Annotated in this window: 10 protein-coding genes; 8 read left to right on the top strand and 2 right to left on the bottom strand. The window is 58.9% G+C overall.

Features of this window, described 5'->3' with window-relative positions:
* Nucleotides 1-46: 46 nt before the first annotated feature.
* Both H6B30_RS10330 and H6B30_RS10325 read right to left on the bottom strand, forming a co-directional pair.
* Nucleotides 47-1,792, bottom strand: a complete 1,746-nt coding sequence (locus tag H6B30_RS10330) for a sodium:solute symporter (protein WP_205110292.1) — start codon at nt 1,790-1,792, stop codon at nt 47-49.
* 49 nt (nt 1,793-1,841) lie between these two features.
* Nucleotides 1,842-3,008 (bottom strand): aldose epimerase family protein, encoded by a 1,167-nt coding sequence (locus H6B30_RS10325; RefSeq protein WP_205110290.1) that lies wholly within the window; start codon nt 3,006-3,008, stop codon nt 1,842-1,844.
* Between the two features lie 630 nt (nt 3,009-3,638).
* Between H6B30_RS10325 and H6B30_RS10320 the strand changes: the two genes are divergently transcribed.
* The 8 genes from H6B30_RS10320 (at nt 3,639) to H6B30_RS10285 (ending at nt 16,262) form a co-directional block, all read left to right on the top strand.
* Nucleotides 3,639-5,585 (top strand): ABC-F family ATP-binding cassette domain-containing protein, encoded by a 1,947-nt coding sequence (locus H6B30_RS10320; protein ID WP_205110288.1) that lies wholly within the window; start codon nt 3,639-3,641, stop codon nt 5,583-5,585.
* 119 nt (nt 5,586-5,704) lie between these two features.
* Nucleotides 5,705-7,744 carry a M13 family metallopeptidase gene (locus tag H6B30_RS10315; protein WP_205110286.1) on the top strand — a complete coding sequence of 680 codons (2,040 nt, stop codon included), beginning with the start codon at nt 5,705-5,707 and terminating at the stop codon, nt 7,742-7,744.
* A gap of 506 nt (nt 7,745-8,250) precedes the next feature.
* Complete coding sequence (gene metA / locus H6B30_RS10310; protein ID WP_205110284.1) at nt 8,251-9,168, top strand: homoserine O-acetyltransferase MetA; 918 nt, start codon at nt 8,251-8,253, stop codon at nt 9,166-9,168.
* Nucleotides 9,168-11,030: a U32 family peptidase gene (locus H6B30_RS10305; RefSeq protein WP_205110282.1), complete on the top strand. Its 1,863-nt coding sequence runs from the start codon at nt 9,168-9,170 to the stop codon at nt 11,028-11,030. Before metA ends, H6B30_RS10305 begins: the two co-directional genes overlap by 1 nt.
* Nucleotides 11,031-11,043: 13 nt before the next feature.
* Nucleotides 11,044-12,066, top strand: a complete 1,023-nt coding sequence (locus tag H6B30_RS10300; RefSeq protein ID WP_239483874.1) for a TFIIB-type zinc ribbon-containing protein — start codon at nt 11,044-11,046, stop codon at nt 12,064-12,066.
* Nucleotides 12,067-12,166: 100 nt separating this feature from the next.
* On the top strand, nt 12,167-14,551 hold the full coding sequence (locus tag H6B30_RS10295) for a TonB-dependent receptor (protein WP_239483872.1): 2,385 nt from the start codon (nt 12,167-12,169) through the stop codon (nt 14,549-14,551).
* Between the two features lie 455 nt (nt 14,552-15,006).
* Entirely contained in the window at nt 15,007-15,714 is a 708-nt protein-coding gene (locus H6B30_RS10290) for an AlkZ-related protein (protein WP_205110280.1), read from the top strand.
* Nucleotides 15,711-16,262 (top strand): GNAT family N-acetyltransferase, encoded by a 552-nt coding sequence (locus tag H6B30_RS10285; RefSeq protein WP_205110278.1) that lies wholly within the window; start codon nt 15,711-15,713, stop codon nt 16,260-16,262. Before H6B30_RS10290 ends, H6B30_RS10285 begins: the two co-directional genes overlap by 4 nt.
* Nucleotides 16,263-16,309 lie beyond the last annotated feature (47 nt).

The raw sequence follows: 16,309 nt of genomic DNA, 5'->3' as shown, positions 1-16,309 counted from the left end.
CGGGGCAGCCAGGCGTAAGTGCCGTGCCGGCCCGGTGGCATGTTGCTTACCAGAAGTAGATGTAGAAGGCGGCGCACAGGGCCACTACGCCGAGCGATGCCACGACGTCCCATACGTTCCAGCTGTCGCGTATGGCCTTCTTGTAGCTCCCTGTGAAAGTTATGGCCTCAATCTGCTCCTTGCTGGGTTTCGGCGTGAAGCACGAGATTATGAACATGGCCACAATGATGAACACGAGCAGCCAAACCTCGAATATGAGCCAGTTGGTTTGCCAGAACCATGTGGTGTTCTCCCAGAAGGCACCCTCCATGGTGGCCTTGCCCGAGTTGGTGAGCACGTTGGTCAGCAGTCGGAGCATGCCGATGAGGAAGCCGCCGATGAGGCCCCACTCGCCGGCTTTCGGCGTTATGCGCTTCGAGAATATGCCCAGGGTGAACACCGCCACCATGGCCGGGGCTATGAGCGACTGGATGTCTTGCAGGTAAGAATACAGGTTGCCCATGTTCATCATTATAGGCATCCACGCCAGTCCGAGCAGCACCACCACTACCGTGGCCACGCGGCCAACGAACACATAGTGGCTTTCGCTCATGCCCTTCTTCATTGGCTTGTAGAAGTCTTCGGTGAAGAGGGTGGCGCAGCTGTTGAAGAATGCGGCCAGCGATGCCACCAGCGCGCAGATGAATCCGATGGTCACGAGGCCCTTGACGCCTGCCGGCAGGATGTTCTTTACCATCATTGCGAACGCGCCGTCGGTGTCGTGAGAGTTGGTTATGTCCATGATGATGCCGCTGCCTGCTTTCTGTGACAGGGCGAAAGCCACCATTCCCGGTATGAGGAACATGAACACGGGCAGCAGTTTGAAGTAGCCGGCTGCTATGGTGCCGCGGCGCGCGCGCTTCATCACGGTCGTATTGTCCTCACCCTTGGTCTGTCCGAGCACACGCTGAACGATGTGCTGGTCGGTGCACCAATACCAGAAACCGATTATCGAAGCGCCGAGGAATACCACGTAGCCCGGGAATTGCTGGTACATCGGGTCGTCGGGATTGGTGTGGAACATGTGTGTCGTGCCGAATCCGTCGTGGGCTGCGTTGCACACATCCATCATCTGCGACCATCCTTCCACTATGCTGCCGTTGCCGAGCATGCTCAGGCCAAGGAAGAGCACGAGGAATGAGCCTATGATGAGGATGGGGGTCTGTATGGCCGACAGCGTCATCACGCCCTTCATGCCGCCGAACACGGTGAACACGGCCGTGATGGCTATGAGGCCGATGGCGCCGTACCAGAACGGCAGCCCGAGCAGGTATTCAAAGAATATGCCGCCGGTGAACGCCGTCACCGACACCTTTGTGAGCACGTAGGCAATCAGGGTGATTATCGACAGCCACGAACCCGTGCGCTGTGTGTAGCGGAACTTCAGGAAGTCGGGCATGGTGATGATCTTGCCCATCTTGGTGTTGAGCAGCTGGTAGAACGGCACGAAAAGCCAGCCGAGGATTAGTATCATCCATCCCTGCATCTCCCAGTGGGCCATGCCCACGCCGTCTTTCGCTCCGGTGCCGGCCAGTCCGACCAGGTGTTCGGAGCCGATGTTGGCCGCGAAGATGGCCGCGCCTATGATATACCATGGCTCTCCCTTGCCAAAGAGGTAGTCCTGGCTGTCGGCGCCCTTCATTTTCTCCCTGTCTTTCTTTATGCTGCGGTATATTGCCCATACTATGGCCACCACTCCTACGGCGAGCACAGCCCAGTCGAGCCAAATGAATTCGTTTGTGTTCCAGTTCATTTCCTTAAGTTGTATGTATGTGTTTTATGCTTCTGTTTGTTGGTGTCTTTCATTTTACGCTGAACTTGTATGCCACGTGGCTGTGGTATTTCTCGCCCGGCTTGAGGTAGGGCGACGGCCAGTCTTTCTTGTTCGGCGAGTCGGGGTATTTCTGGCTTTCAAGGCATACCGACACGTGCTTCGGGTATTTCACGCCGTGCTTGCAGCTTACGCCTGTGCCCTGGAAGTTGCCGGTGTACACCTGCACGCCTGGCTCGTTGGTGAACATTTCGAGGAAAATGCCCGTCTTGGGTGAGTAGAGCGATGCCGCAACGGTCTTGTCGTCGCCTTTCCCGTCCTTGTAGGTGTTGAGGCACCAGTTGTGGTCGTAGCCGCTGGCGTTCCTTATCTGTTCGAAGGTGGTGTCGTTCACGGTCTGCTCAAGTGCCCTCGGTGTGCGGAAGTCCATCGGCGTGCCTTCAACTGGGCTTATCTCGCCGGTAGTCATGTAGGTAGAGTCGGCCGGTGTGTAGTTGTCGGCGTTGATGTAGAGCACCATGTCCATGCCTTCGGTCGACGGGTCGCCGTTCAAGTTGAAGTAGCTGTGGTTTGTCATGTTTATCACGGTCTCTTTGTCGGTCGTGGCATCAAAGCTGATGTCGAGCGTGTTGTTATTTAATAAGGTGTAAGTGGTTGTCGCTGTTACTGTGCCGGGGAATCCGTTGTCGCCGTCGGGCGAAACGATGGTCAGTTTCAGTGTCGAGTCGTTGGGCTGCTCGGCGTCATACACCTGGTACATCCATCCGCTGGGCCCGCCGTGCAGGCAGTGGCCGAAGTTGTTTTGCGGAAGCTGGTATTCCTTGCCCTCAACGGTCAGCCGGCCCTTGTTGATGCGGTTGGCGTAGCGTCCTACCGACGAGCCGAAGTCGCTTGGCGAGTTCACCGTGTCGGCATACTGGGCCAGGTTGTCATAGCCGAGCACCACGTCGGTGGGGTTGCCGTCTTTGTCGGGCACGACAATCGATACCACCCGGCCGCCGAAGTTGGTTATGCAAACTTCCATGCCGCTCTTGTTTGTCAGTGTGTACAGGGCTGTTTTCTTGCCGTTGATTACAGAGTCGAAGGCGGCGGGGTTCAGTCCGGAGACAGTCACAGCCGTCTGATGCTCTGATGTGCAGGCCGTGAACATTGCCGCAGCAATGCCGAGCCCTGCAATAGATACCTTAAGGTTGTTCATTTAAAAATAGTATTTTAGTTATTGTTTATAGATATTGCCTCTTGTTTAACAGGCTGTAAATTTACTGCTTAATTCTGACATTGCAAAGCAATTTGCCTGTTTTTTTGCCCATGTAGTGTTTATTTTACACTAATACAGAGGTTTTAACATGATTAAACCATAATTCATGCGTACTTCTGCAATATTGTTCGTTATGCCACAGTTGCAGGCCGCGGTCGCCGCCGGGGGCATGCCACAGCCCGGGTTTGTAAGTTTTTGTTACCGTTTAGTCATGGCTGCGCAATCCTCTGGGCCACAGGGTGTTATGTGGCGGCCTCCGTTACGTCGCGGTTCTGCCCCTTTCACACTCCGATATGGGCCGTTTCGGCTTCTTGTTCGCCCCGGGTGGCGGCTTTCCGGGGGCTGCACGTCCGGCTCGCGCCTGTTTTGTTGCGATTTGTTACCACGGCAAGCGGGCCTCCCGCCGGCATGCCCTCCGGTGGTGCAGCCGTCCCCTGGCTGTGCCGCCTACCGCCCCCGAAGTCACATAAAATCTTAATTATTGGCTCTAAATCCTTGATTTGCTTGTGTGATATGCAAAAAAAGAGTAATTTTGCACCTAACAGACGATTAAGGAGAAAAGAGATACAGATGATTTCCGTTGAAGGACTTAAGGTTGAGTTTGGTGTGAAGCCGCTGTTCAGCGATGTGAGTTTTGTCATCAACGAACGCGACCGTATAGCCCTTGTGGGCAAGAACGGAGCCGGCAAGTCCACCATGCTGAAGATTCTTTGTGGTATGCAGAAGCCCACCGATGGGGTGGTGGCTGTTCCCAACGACACCACAATAGGTTACCTGCCGCAGGTGATGAAGCTGCAGGACGACACCACCGTGATAGACGAGACGCGCAAGGCGTTTTCTTCTGTCACCAAGATGAGGGAGCGCGTCGATGCGCTCAACCGCGAGCTGTCGGAGCGCACCGATTACGAGAGCGACGACTACCTCAAGCTGGTCGAGCGGTTCACGGCCGAGCACGAGCGCTACATGATGCTAGGGGCCGAGAGTTGCGAGGCCGAGTTGGAGCGTACGCTCATGGGCCTGGGCTTTGCCCGCACCGACTTCGGCCGGCCCACGAGCGAGTTCAGCGGCGGTTGGCGCATGCGCATCGAGCTGGCCAAGATACTGCTTGAGAAGCCCGACGTGCTTCTGCTCGACGAGCCCACTAACCATCTCGACATCGAGAGCATACAGTGGCTGGAGCAATTCCTGTCACAGAGTGCCAAGGCCGTGGTGCTGGTTAGCCACGACAGGGCATTCATCAACAACGTAACCAACCGCACACTCGAGATAAGCTGCGGCCGGGTGGTCGACTACAAGGTGAAGTACGACGAGTATGTGAAACTGCGCGCAGAGCGCCGGGAGCAGCAGCTCAGGGCGTACGAGAACCAGCAGAAGGAGATTGCCGACATGAAAGAGTTCATAGAGCGCTTCCGTTACAAGCCCACCAAGGCCGTGCAGGTGCAGAGCCGCATCAAGCAGCTGGCCAAGATTGTGCCCATCGAAATCGACGAGGTAGACAATTCGGCCATGCACCTGAAGTTTCCGCCGTGCCTGCGCAGCGGCGACTACCCCGTGATATGTGACGGCGTGCGCAAGGACTACGGTGCGCACACCGTGTTCGACCACGTGACGCTCACAATAAAGCGCGGCGAGAAGGTGGCCTTCGTTGGCAAGAACGGTGAGGGCAAGTCGACGCTCGTTAAGTGCATAATGGGCGAGATACCCTTCACCGGCTCGCTGAAGATAGGCCATAACGTGCAGATAGGCTATTTCGCGCAGAACCAGGCGCAGCTGCTCGACGAGAGCCTCACCGTGTTCGACACCATCGACAGGGTGGCGCGGGGCGAGATACGGCTCAGGATAAAGAACATTCTGGGCGCCTTCATGTTCGGGGGCGAGGCTTCCGACAAGAAAGTCAGCGTGCTGAGCGGCGGCGAGCGCAGCCGCCTGGCCATGATAAGGCTGCTGCTCGAGCCTGTCAACCTGCTCATCCTCGACGAGCCCACCAACCATCTCGACATGCAGTCGAAGGACGTGCTGAAGGAGGCCATCAAGGCTTTCGACGGCACGGCAATCATTGTCAGCCACGACCGCGAGTTCCTCGACGGCCTTGTGACAAAGGTCTACGAGTTTGGCGGGGGCCGTGTGCGCGAGCACCTGGGCGGCATCTACGACTTTCTGCGCGAGCGCAACATCGACAGCCTCGACGCCCTGGCTCCTTCGGCCGGCCGCCAGGCCGAGCCCGCTGCAGCCCCGGCGCAGCAGGAGAAGCCTGCCGAGGCGGCCAAGATGGACTACGCCGAGCGCAAGGAGGCCCAGAAGCGAATACGCAAGGCAGAGAGGGCCGTGCAGGAGTCTGAGGCGCGCATAGGCAAGATGGAGGCCCGCCTGAAGGAGCTCGACGACATACTGTGCCGTCCGGAGAATGCTTCCGACATGGCGCTCATATCCGAATACACGTCGGTAAAGAGAGACCTCGACGCCGAGGTTGAGCGGTGGGAGCGGCTGTCAGAAGAGCTCGAGTCGGTCAGCCAGTAGCCGGCCTTGGCGTTGGCCGGCCGCAGCCTCGATTCGCCACGGGGCGGGGCCGGCGGCAGCCCGGGGCGGCGCTCGGCCGCATCAGCATGGATACATTGTACAAACTAAAATATACAATTATGAGAATCAGAAGACTTATCCCAGCAGTAGCCTTTGTATCGATGTCCGTCGTGGCGTTGGCACAGGGCGACCTTAAGTCAGGCATCGACGTTGCCAACCTCGACCGGAGCGTTAGCCCGGCTGAGAATTTCTATGAGTTTGCCTGTGGCGGATGGATGAAGAGCCACCCGCTGCCCGCCGCTTATGCGCGTTACGGCAGCTTCGACCAGTTGGCCGAGAACAACGACAAGCGCATCAACACCATCCTCAACGAGCTCAAGAGCGGCTCGTTTGCCGCCGGCACCACCGAGCGCAAGCTGAGCGACCTCTACAAGCTCGCCATCGACTCGGTGAGGCGCAACAAGCTCGGGGTTGAGCCGGCCATGCCGGTGATACGCCAGATGGAGGCCGCCAAGACCGTAGGCGAGCTTTTCGCAATACAGCTTGAGCTTGCCCCCAAGGGCGACAGCGAGTTCATGGGCATGTATATAGGCGCCGACGAGAAGAATGCCGGCCACAACATACTCAACATCTCGCAGGGTGGCATAACACTCGGGCAGAAAGAGTATTACCTCGACACCGACTCCACCACGGCAGGCATACGCAAAGCCTACAAGAAGCACATCGTGCGCATGTTCTGTCTCTACGGTTTCACCGAGCAGCAGGCACAGAAGAAGATGCAGAACGTGATGAAGCTCGAGACCGAGCTGGCACGCCTGTCGAAGTCGACCACCGAGCTGCGCGACCCGCAGGCCAACTATCACAAGATGACCCTGGCCGACTTCAACGCCAAGTACCCCAACGTCAAGCTCGTGCAGGTGATGAACGCCACCGGCGTCAAGACCGAGTATATACAGGAACTCGTGGTGGGCCAGCCCGAGTTTGTGGCCGGGGCTGATAAGCTCATCGGCTCGCTCACTCCCGACGAATACCGCGATTACATGGAGTGGGGCCAGATAATGAGCTCTGCCAACTACCTGAGCGATGAAATCGTTGCGGCACAGTTCGACTTCTTCGGAAAGACCCTGACAGGCCGCAAGGAGAACTTCCCGCTGTGGAAGCGCGCAACCGGCCAGGTGGAAAGCATGATGGGGCAGGCCTTGGGCAAGATTTATGTCGACAAGTATTTCCCCGCATCGTCGAAAGAACGCATGAAGACGCTCGTGCACAACCTGCAGGTGGCACTTGGCGAGCGCATCAAGGCACAGAGCTGGATGAGCGACGTGACCAAGAAGAACGCGCTCGACAAGCTCAACGCCTTCTACGTAAAGATTGGCTATCCCGACAAGTGGATAGACATGACCGACCTTAACATCGACCCCTCGAAGTCGTACTACGAGAACATTGTAGAGTGCAACCGCTTCTGGACCAAGTGGAGCGTTGACACCAAGGCCGGCAAGCCCGTCGACCGCGACGAGTGGTTCATGTACCCGCAGACGGTTAACGCATATTACAACCCGACCACCAACGAGATTTGCTTCCCCGCAGGCATACTCCAGCCGCCGTTCTTCGACCCAACTGCCGACGACGCTTTCAACTATGGTGCCATAGGCGTGGTGATTGGCCACGAGATGACGCACGGCTTCGACGACTCCGGACGCCACTACGACAAGGACGGAAACATGAAGGACTGGTGGACTGAGAGCGACGCCAAGAACTTCACCGAGCGCGCCGACAAGTACGCCGAGTTCTTCTCGGCCATCAAGGTGCTGCCCGACCTCAACGCCAACGGGCGCCTGACGCTGGGCGAGAACCTGGCCGACCACGGCGGACTGCAGGTGGCTTTCTATGCTTACAAAAATGCAACCAAGAACGCCCCGCTCAAGACCATCGACGGATTTACGCCCGACCAGCGCTTCTTCCTGGCCTACGCCGGGGTGTGGTCGGCCAACTCTACCGACGAAGACATACGCAACCGCACCAAGAGCGACCCGCACTCTATCAACAAGTGGCGTGTCAACGGGGCTTTGCCTCACATCGACATGTGGTACGATGCTTTCGGAGTGAAGCCGGGCGACAAGATGTTCATACCCAAGTCCGAGCGCCTCGAGCTGTGGTAATCTGTGCCGCAAGGCCACGTGACTGACCATTCAGGGCCGCCATTGGCATCAAAGCCGATGGCGGCCCTTGTTTTGTGCCTGCCCGAGGCGGCAGCCATGAAGCCCATGGGGCGTGGTGGTGGCCAAGGCGTGGCAAGGCTGTTTTTGTAAATCGCTTTTACCGAATGGTGCTTTTGCTACAACAGTCTGTCACTCAGAGCGTTGCGCCGCCGGTCTTGAAGTGCCGCAACCGGGCCCGTCTCGGGGCGTGAAACGGGCCGTTCCGCCATGCCACAAGGCCTTTGCCGGTGCGCGGGCTCACCATTGTAGCGTATTTTCAGCATCGCGGCAAAGTTGGTCTACGGCCGCCGGAGCAGCGTGGGCGGCACGCCTTTGTGGGCCGCGGCCCGGCCTCGGGCGGCGTTGGGCCGTGGCTGCGACGTGGCCCGTTGCTTCATTTCTGAATCCATAATTTTGTCTTCTCCATAAAAATGCTTATCTTTGTGGGGCTAAAATAGAATCACACAATGCCATTAAGACTACCAGACAAGCTGCCCGCAATAGAGCTGCTGAAGAAAGAGAACATATTTGTGATGGACAACACGCGGGCCACCACGCAGGACATCCGTCCGCTACGGATAGTCATACTGAATCTCATGCCGCTGAAGATAACCACCGAGACCGACCTCGTGAGGCTGTTGTCTAACACCCCCTTGCAGCTGGAGGTGAGCTTCATGAAGCTGAAGAGCCACACGCCGAAGAACACCCCGATAGAGCACATGATGATGTTCTACCGCGATTTCGAGGATATGGCAGGCGAGAAGTTTGACGGCATGATAGTGACCGGAGCCCCCGTGGAGACATACGACTACGAACAGGTGACCTATTGGGACGAGGTGAGCGGCATATTGCGATGGGCCCGCACCCACGTCACGTCGACGCTGTACATCTGCTGGGCTGCGCAGGCCGGGCTTTACTGCCACTACGGCATACCGAAATACCCGCTCGAGAAAAAGATGTTCGGCGTGTTCAGCCAGCGGCCGCTCGACCCGTTGCTGCCCATATTCCGCGGGTTCGACGACGTTTTCTACATGCCCCACAGCCGGCACACCGAGGTTAGGCGCGAGGACATACTGGCATGCCCGGGCCTGCAGCTCATTGCCGAGTCGCCGGAGTGCGGCGTAAGCATGGTCATGGCGCGCGGCGGCCGTGAGTTCTACATAACGGGCCACCTGGAGTATGCGCCCAACACGCTCGACACGGAATACAGGCGCGACCGTGGCGTGCGCGACGACGTGGAGCTGCCGAGGCACTACTACGTAGGCGACAACCCCGACAACCCGCCCCTCGTCACCTGGAGGGCCCACGCCAACCTGCTCTACAGCAACTGGATAAACTATTACGTATACCAAGAGACGCCTTACGACATAAACCGGATTGAATAGTGACAACGCTCGAACTTCTTGCTCCGGCGCGCGACCTTGAGTGCGGCCGGGCAGCCATCGACCATGGGGCTGATGCCGTTTACATTGGGGCCGAGAGCTTCGGCGCACGCGCCGCTGCCGGCAACTCGGTGGACGACATAGCCGAGCTGTGCCGTTACGCCCACCGTTTCGGGGCTCGTGTATACGTGACGGTCAACACAATAATATACGACGGTGAGCTCGAGGCCACCAGGCAGCTGCTCGGGCAGCTCGACGCGGCAGGCGCCGACGCCATCCTCGTGCAGGACATGGCGGTGCTGGGCATGCTCCGCGGCGGGCGCATGGCCGCCCACGCAAGCACCCAGACCGACAACCGCACGGCAGAGAAAGTGGGCTGGCTGCGTGACATAGGGTTCAGCCGGGTGGTGCTGGCCCGCGAGCTGTCAGTGTCGGAGATTGCCGCCATACATGAGCGCGTGCCCGATGTAGAGCTCGAGGTGTTTGTGCACGGGGCGCTGTGCGTGAGCTACAGCGGGCAGTGCTATGCCTCGCAGCATTGCTTCGGGCGCTCGGCAAACAGGGGAGAGTGCGCACAGTTCTGCCGCCTTCGCTTCGACCTCGAGGACGCCGGCGGACGGGTGATTGAGCCAGGGCGCTATTTCCTGTCGCTGAAAGACATGTGCCGTCAAGGCTCTCTGGACGAGCTGGCCGAGGCGGGGGCAACGTCGTTCAAGATAGAAGGGCGGCTCAAAGACGCTGCCTACGTCAAGAATGTCACTGCCGCTTACAGCCGCCGGCTCGACGAGGTGATACGACGCCACCCCGGCAAGTATCGCAGGGCTTCGCTCGGCCACTGCTCTTATTCGTTCGCCCCCGACCTGCGCAAGACCTTCAACCGTGGTTACACCACCTATTTCCTTGAAGGGCGCAAGGCCGACATGGCCTCGATGGACACGCCCAAGGCCAAGGGCGAGTTTGTTGGTCACGTCAAGGAGGTGCGCGGCGCGTCGTTCACGGTCTCTGGGCTGGCTGCGTTTGCCAATGGCGACGGCCTTTGCTTCGTGGCCGACGGCGGGCGGCTTGAGGGCTTCAGGGTTAACCGGGCCGACAACAACCGCCTTTTCCCGCTGCGCATGCCTGCCGGGCTACGACCGGGCATGGCCCTCTACCGCAACAACGACCAGGAGTTTGAGCGGGTGCTCGGCCGGCAGAGCGCCGTAAGGAAGATAGCCATAACAATGAAACTGGAGCCAACGCCCACCGGCGTGGCCCTGACCGCCGCCATCGACGGCGGCCCTTCGGCGCGTGTCGAGGCCGCCGTAGACCACCAGGCCGCCATGCAAGACCAGCGCGAGAACATCGTAAGGCAGCTCACGAAGCTCGGCACCACGGTATACGAGTGCTCCGGCGTTGAACTGCCCGAAGGCTTCGACTGCTTCATACCCTCGAGCGTGCTGGCCAAGTTGCGCCGCAGCGCGGTCGAGGCCCTTGAGCAGAGCACCGTGGCGGGCATGATACCAGTGGGAGTCAGGCCCGCTGCCGTTGAGCCCGATGCCCCGCAGTGCGGCCGCTTCCAATATCTTTATAACGTGGCCAACGCCGAGGCGGGCGCTTTCTATGCGGCCCACGGCGTGCCCGGGGTGGCCCCGTCGTTCGAGCAGAAGCCCGTAGGCGGGGCGTTGCTGATGCAGTGCCGCTATTGCATACGCCACGCGTTAGGCCACTGCGTGAGGCGCGGCGGCACAGACCCGCATTGGGAAGAACCGCTGTTTCTGGCCCTGCCTGACGGCAGGCGCTTCAGGCTGGAGTTCGATTGCAGCCGTTGCCAGATGAACGTTTATGCCGCCGAGGGTAGCGGCACGAAAGGAAGAAGACAACCATAAACCGATATCAAGCATGGAAAAAGCCAAAAAGACAGTGGGCAAGTCGCCCGTAAATCTTGCCGCGGCGCTGCTGCCGTGGTTAGTGTTGCTGCTGTTTGCGCCCATGCTTTCGTCTTGTTACAATCAGTCGAGCGCCACGCCCGATGCCTGGGACCTGACCAAGCGGCAGATAGACTCAATCTCGTTTTCCACCACCCACCATTATTCGCAGAACTACAACTTCGTGGTCAAGGCCGACTCTTTGCGCCTGGTGTGCCAGGCTCCCGACGAGTTGCCATTCGATTCCGTCACGGTTTACAACGGCGACTACGTCGTTGTGGCCGACTTCATGACCATGCCCGGCGACACAATCGACTCGGTGTGGGTGAAGATTGCCCGCGACCAGATCACGCAGGGGTGGATACGCGAGCGTGCCATGCTGCCCGGCGTGGAGCCCGACAACTACATCTCGCAGTTCATCGACACATTCTCTGACGTACATCTGCTGCTTTTCCTCGCCTTGGTGGTGTCGGTAGGCGCCGCCTACGGCCTCCGTTCGCTGTTCAAACGCAATGCCATGATAGTGCATTTCCACGACATCGACTCGTTCTACCCGACGCTACTCACCCTCCTTGTGGCGGGGGCTGCCACGCTGTATGCGTCGATACAGTTGTTCGGGCCCGACTCGTGGCGCCATTTCTACTACCATCCGTCGCTAAACCCGTTTGCCCTTCCGCCCCACCTCGGCCTGTTCATATCGCTTGTTTGGGCCATCATCATAGTGTCGCTGGCAGCCGTCGAGGAGATAGCACGGCAGCTCTCGTTTGTCGATACGCTGCTCTACCTGTGCGGACTGGCGGCAGTGTGCGCCATAGATTACGTGGTTTTCAGCATCTCTACGCTGTATTACGTGGGCTATCCGCTCTTTGTCGCGTATGCCATATTTGCCATACGCCGTTACTTCCGCAACACCCGCTGCCGCTATATCTGCGGCAATTGCGGTGCCAAGATGCTCGACAAGGGCGTCTGTCCGCACTGCGGCGCATACAACGAATGATGTTTTTGCGGGCCGGCAGCCCAAATCCATATAAATGAGGATTGCCGGGGTGGGCGTTATTGCCTACCTTTGCACACTCAAACAAGAAAACTTATATCAAATGATTAGAATGGCTTTGTGCGTCGTCGTGACCTCCGCAGCAACCCAGATGTGGGCTGCCGGTGGGGCGACAGACTTTTCAGGTGAGCGCGGTGGCGCTATGGTTGCCGTGCCGGTTGCATCAGTTGCGGCCGACACATCGCGAGTGGTAGACCTCGACGAGGTAGTAGTGGTGGCCCAACCGAAGGAAAACTTGCGGTTGAGGCGACAGCCGTTGAGCAGTACGGTGTTCACCGACAAGGAGATGCAGCGCCTCGGCGTGCATAGCCTCAGCCGCCTGTCATATTACGTCCCGTCGTTTGTCGTGCCGGCCTACGGCTCAAGGTTCACGTCGTCGATATACGTGCGGGGCATCGGTTCGCGCTCGGGCGACCCGGCGATGGGCGTATATTTCGACAACATACCGCTTGTAAACAAGAGCACATACAACCGTCACTTCTACATGCTCGACCGTGTTGACGTGCTGCGCGGGCCGCAGGGCACGCTCTACGGGATGAACACCGAGGGCGGAATAGTGCGAATGTATTCAAAGAACCCAATGAAATACCAGGGAACCGACGTCAGCGTGAGCATCGGCACGGGCATGGCGGCCACGACAGAGGTGGCCCACTACCACCGCCCGAGCAATAACTTCGCCTTCTCGGCAGCTGCCTTCTACAGCGGGCAGCGCGGATTCTTCGACAATACAAACCTTGGCGAGAAAGCCGACCTGAGCAACGAGGCAGGCGGAAGGATGCGCTTTGTATTTACGCCCAACAGCCGCCTGACGTTCGACCTTACCTCCGACTACCAGTATGTCAACCAGAACGCGTTCCCGTATGGCGAGTACAACAGTGAGACAGGCGATTTTGCCGACCCCTCTACCACGTTTATGAACGGATACCGCAGGCAGATGGTGAACGCCGGGTTGAGCATCTCGTACAAGTGGGATGCACTGTTGCTGAGCCTGGCAACGGGCTACCAGTTCCTTGACGACATGATGCAGATGGACCAAGACTACCTGCCTGCCGACTACATGCGCCTGGAGCAGATGCAGAAGCTCAACGTGCTGACACAGGAGGTGACGCTGCGCAGTGCCGGCAACGGGCGGTGGCAGCACACCTCGGGCGCCTTCTTCAGCTACCAATGGCTGCGCACCGACGGCCCGGTTTACTTCGGCGAGGCCATGAACAAGCAGATACTGTCGTCGATGGGCATGCCGCCCACGGTGGCGTCGGCCATGACCCTGACTGACAACTACGTGCCGGGTGAGTTCAAGACGCCGCAGCTCAACGTGGGCGTTTACCACGAATCGAACTTCAGCATTGCCGACAGGCTCATGCTCACGCTCGGCCTGAGGTACGACCATCAGCGCGTCAAGATAAACTACGACTCATACTCACACTTCCTGCTCGGCCTCAACATGCCGCCGCGGCCGGCCGTGAGCAGCCACTTCCGCTCTGTCATGCAGGGCGGCACGGCAGAGAGCTACGACCAGTTGCTGCCCAAGTTCGCGCTGACATACAGGATAAGCGACGACGGCTCAAACGTCTATGCCACCGTGAGCAAGGGCTTCCGCGCCGGAGGCTACAACCTTCAGATGTTCTCCGACATATTCAAGAGCGAGCAGAGCGCGCTCGGCATGAAGCTCATGCAGCTGATGAAGGGCGACATGACGCTGACGCACACCGACGCCGAGTACGACAACATCAACCGCACCATAACATACAAGCCCGAGGTGAGCTGGAACTATGAGCTCGGAGCGCACCTCAACCTCTTCGGAGGCAAGCTGCACGCCGACGCATCGGTGTACTACACGCGCATCAGCAACCAGCAGCTTTCGGTCATGGCAGGCAACTATGGCTACGGCCGCATGATGGTCAATGCCGGCAAGAGCAGCAGTTGCGGCGTAGAGCTCGCGCTGCGCGGCAAGGCGGCGGCCGACAGGCTTGCGTGGAGCGCCACCTACAGCTACACGCGCTCTACGTTCAGCCAGTATTCAGACAGCGTGAAGGCTGCCGACGGCTCGGGCAATGTGCTCCGCAACTACGAGGGCAACTGCGTGCCGTTTGTGCCCAATCACACATTCAGCGTGGTGGCCGACTACAGCTTCATGCTCTCGCGCGACGGCTTTGTCAAGGCCATCACGGTGGGTGCCGACGTTGCCGGCAACGGCGAGACATACTGGGATGTGGCCAACGAGAACTCGCAGAAGTTCTACGCTCTGCTCGGTGCCCACGTGCAGTTCGACCTCGGCAAGGCAACCGTCAACATCTGGGGGCGCAACCTTACGGACACCAAGTACAACACATTTCTCGTAAACAGCTCCGTCGACCGCGTACAGCGCTCGTTTGCCCAGCGTGGCAATCCGCTGCAGGTCGGGCTTGACCTATCGATGCATTTCTAACGGCAGCATTGTGCCGGGCCGCCATCGGCCGTGATGCATCTCAGCTATGGCTGGCCGGTTTGGCCGGCAGCCTTAACCGTTTGGAAGACAATGATTTATGAGCGTGCGCCGTTTTGCTTAGCGAAACGGCGCATTTTATGATGCGAAACGGCCCGTATTGCAGTGCGATATGGGCCGTTTTGCGACCTCTCCTTGCATCGGCCGTTGCCGGCGGGTAGCGGTGCTGTGGTCTGCATTGCGTGTGCCGGTAACGAGCCGGCACAGGGGCCGGTGCGGAAAATAATCGTTCCGCATGGTGGAAATGTCGCAAAAAATGGCTAACTTTGTGCGTCTGGCATCATGGCCGGGTGCAATCCGGCTGGCAGCGGGCTGCATGGTGGCTGACTGGCAGTTTGCCTTTCGGCGGCCGTGTTTCGGCGGCGGGTGGCAGGCATTAACTAAACAACGGCATCATCATGGTTGAGTCACAAGAACAACTCGAGTCGCTCATAGAAGAGTGGGGGTTTATGCCATTCTTCAAAAACGGCATAGAGGGCTTTTCTATAGAGGAGCAGGTGGCGCCCGACCTGCTGTTCGGCGAGCACGGCGAGCAGGGCGCATGGCAGTGGAAAGGCCCCATCATAAGCCATTGGCAGTGTGCCTATGGCAAGTTTTTCTGCGGAAAGGCGGGCTTTGTAAGCCTCAGGTGGCTGCCCGACTTCATCAACTGGCGGCGGTCGCTGTATCCAATAGACAGCATGGGCGCCGATGCCAACCACATACTCGACGTGCTTGTGGAGCATGAGTCGATGTTGTCGAAGCAACTGAAGGTGGCCAGCGGGTTCACCCTCAGCCGCAAGCGCACGCGGTTCAACCCCGATGACCCAGCCTCGCCCATAGAGAACAGGCGCAACGGCACGGCTTTCGACTCGCTCATTGCGGCGTTGCAGATGGGCACCTACGTGTGCATAGCCGACTTCGAGTATCTTCTGTCGAAGAAAGGCGAGCCCTACGGGTGGGGCGTGGCGCGCTACTGCACCCCCGAGGCCATGTACGAGACCGACTGGGCTGAGGCAGCGGGCGGCCGTACACCGCGCCAGTCGTTCGACCTGATGGCGGCTCACATGGTCGGACTGTTCCCTGAGGCAGGCAAAAAGAAGATAGAACGGATAATAGGCACATGAGCGGAGAAAGCATGATACGTGAAGTGAGGGTGGACAGCGATGCAGCCCTGATGCCGGAGTTGCGCCGGCTGTATGAGACGGCGTTTCCTGTAGAGGAGCAGATACCTTACCACGACTTGGTGAGGCTTCTGCCTGTTATGCCCATAGCCTACTCGGCATGGTATGCCGGCGACAGCTTTGTGGGGCTTACGCTGGTGTGCGAATGGCCCACGGCCAACTGGTTCTGGTATTTTGCCGTGGCCGACGGCATGCGCGGCAGGGGCTACGGCAGCATGGTGCTCAAGGCCGTCATGGCGCGTTATTCGGGCAGGGTGCTCGTGCTCGACATAGAGTCGCCGCGGCAGCAATGTGCCAACCTGGAGCAGAGGCGCCGCCGCCATGCGTTCTACCTGCGCCACGGTTTGCGCGACACAGGCTTGGAGCGCACCTTCAGCGGGGTGGCATATACAATGCTGGCATCGGCAGACAGCGTTTTCACCGACAGCGACTACGAGAGCCTGCTGGCCGAACTGGGGCGCTGCTGGGAGGCCATGCCCCGGAAAGAATAGGCTCGCCCATGGCCCGGGCGCACAAAAGCCACACCCGCCGCCGACCC

Origin of the sequence: Marseilla massiliensis (assembly GCF_016899955.1) — a bacterium.
GTDB classification, from domain to species: domain Bacteria; phylum Bacteroidota; class Bacteroidia; order Bacteroidales; family Bacteroidaceae; genus Prevotella; species Prevotella intestinigallinarum.
Note: the sequence above shows the minus strand (reverse complement) of the source record. Positions and strands in the feature narration are given on the sequence as shown.

What these genes read in the sequence shown, in the direction of transcription:
- H6B30_RS10330 (WP_205110292.1), bottom strand. Translation starts at nt 1,792, where the DNA reads ATGAACTGGAACACAAACGAATTCATTTGGCTCGACTGGGCTGTGCTC.
- H6B30_RS10325 (WP_205110290.1), bottom strand. Translation starts at nt 3,008, where the DNA reads ATGAACAACCTTAAGGTATCTATTGCAGGGCTCGGCATTGCTGCGGCA.
- H6B30_RS10320 (WP_205110288.1), top strand. Translation starts at nt 3,639, where the DNA reads ATGATTTCCGTTGAAGGACTTAAGGTTGAGTTTGGTGTGAAGCCGCTG.
- H6B30_RS10315 (WP_205110286.1), top strand. Translation starts at nt 5,705, where the DNA reads ATGAGAATCAGAAGACTTATCCCAGCAGTAGCCTTTGTATCGATGTCC.
- metA (WP_205110284.1), top strand. Translation starts at nt 8,251, where the DNA reads ATGCCATTAAGACTACCAGACAAGCTGCCCGCAATAGAGCTGCTGAAG.
- H6B30_RS10300 (WP_239483874.1), top strand. Translation starts at nt 11,044, where the DNA reads ATGGAAAAAGCCAAAAAGACAGTGGGCAAGTCGCCCGTAAATCTTGCC.
- H6B30_RS10295 (WP_239483872.1), top strand. Translation starts at nt 12,167, where the DNA reads ATGATTAGAATGGCTTTGTGCGTCGTCGTGACCTCCGCAGCAACCCAG.
- H6B30_RS10290 (WP_205110280.1), top strand. Translation starts at nt 15,007, where the DNA reads ATGGTTGAGTCACAAGAACAACTCGAGTCGCTCATAGAAGAGTGGGGG.
- H6B30_RS10285 (WP_205110278.1), top strand. Translation starts at nt 15,711, where the DNA reads ATGAGCGGAGAAAGCATGATACGTGAAGTGAGGGTGGACAGCGATGCA.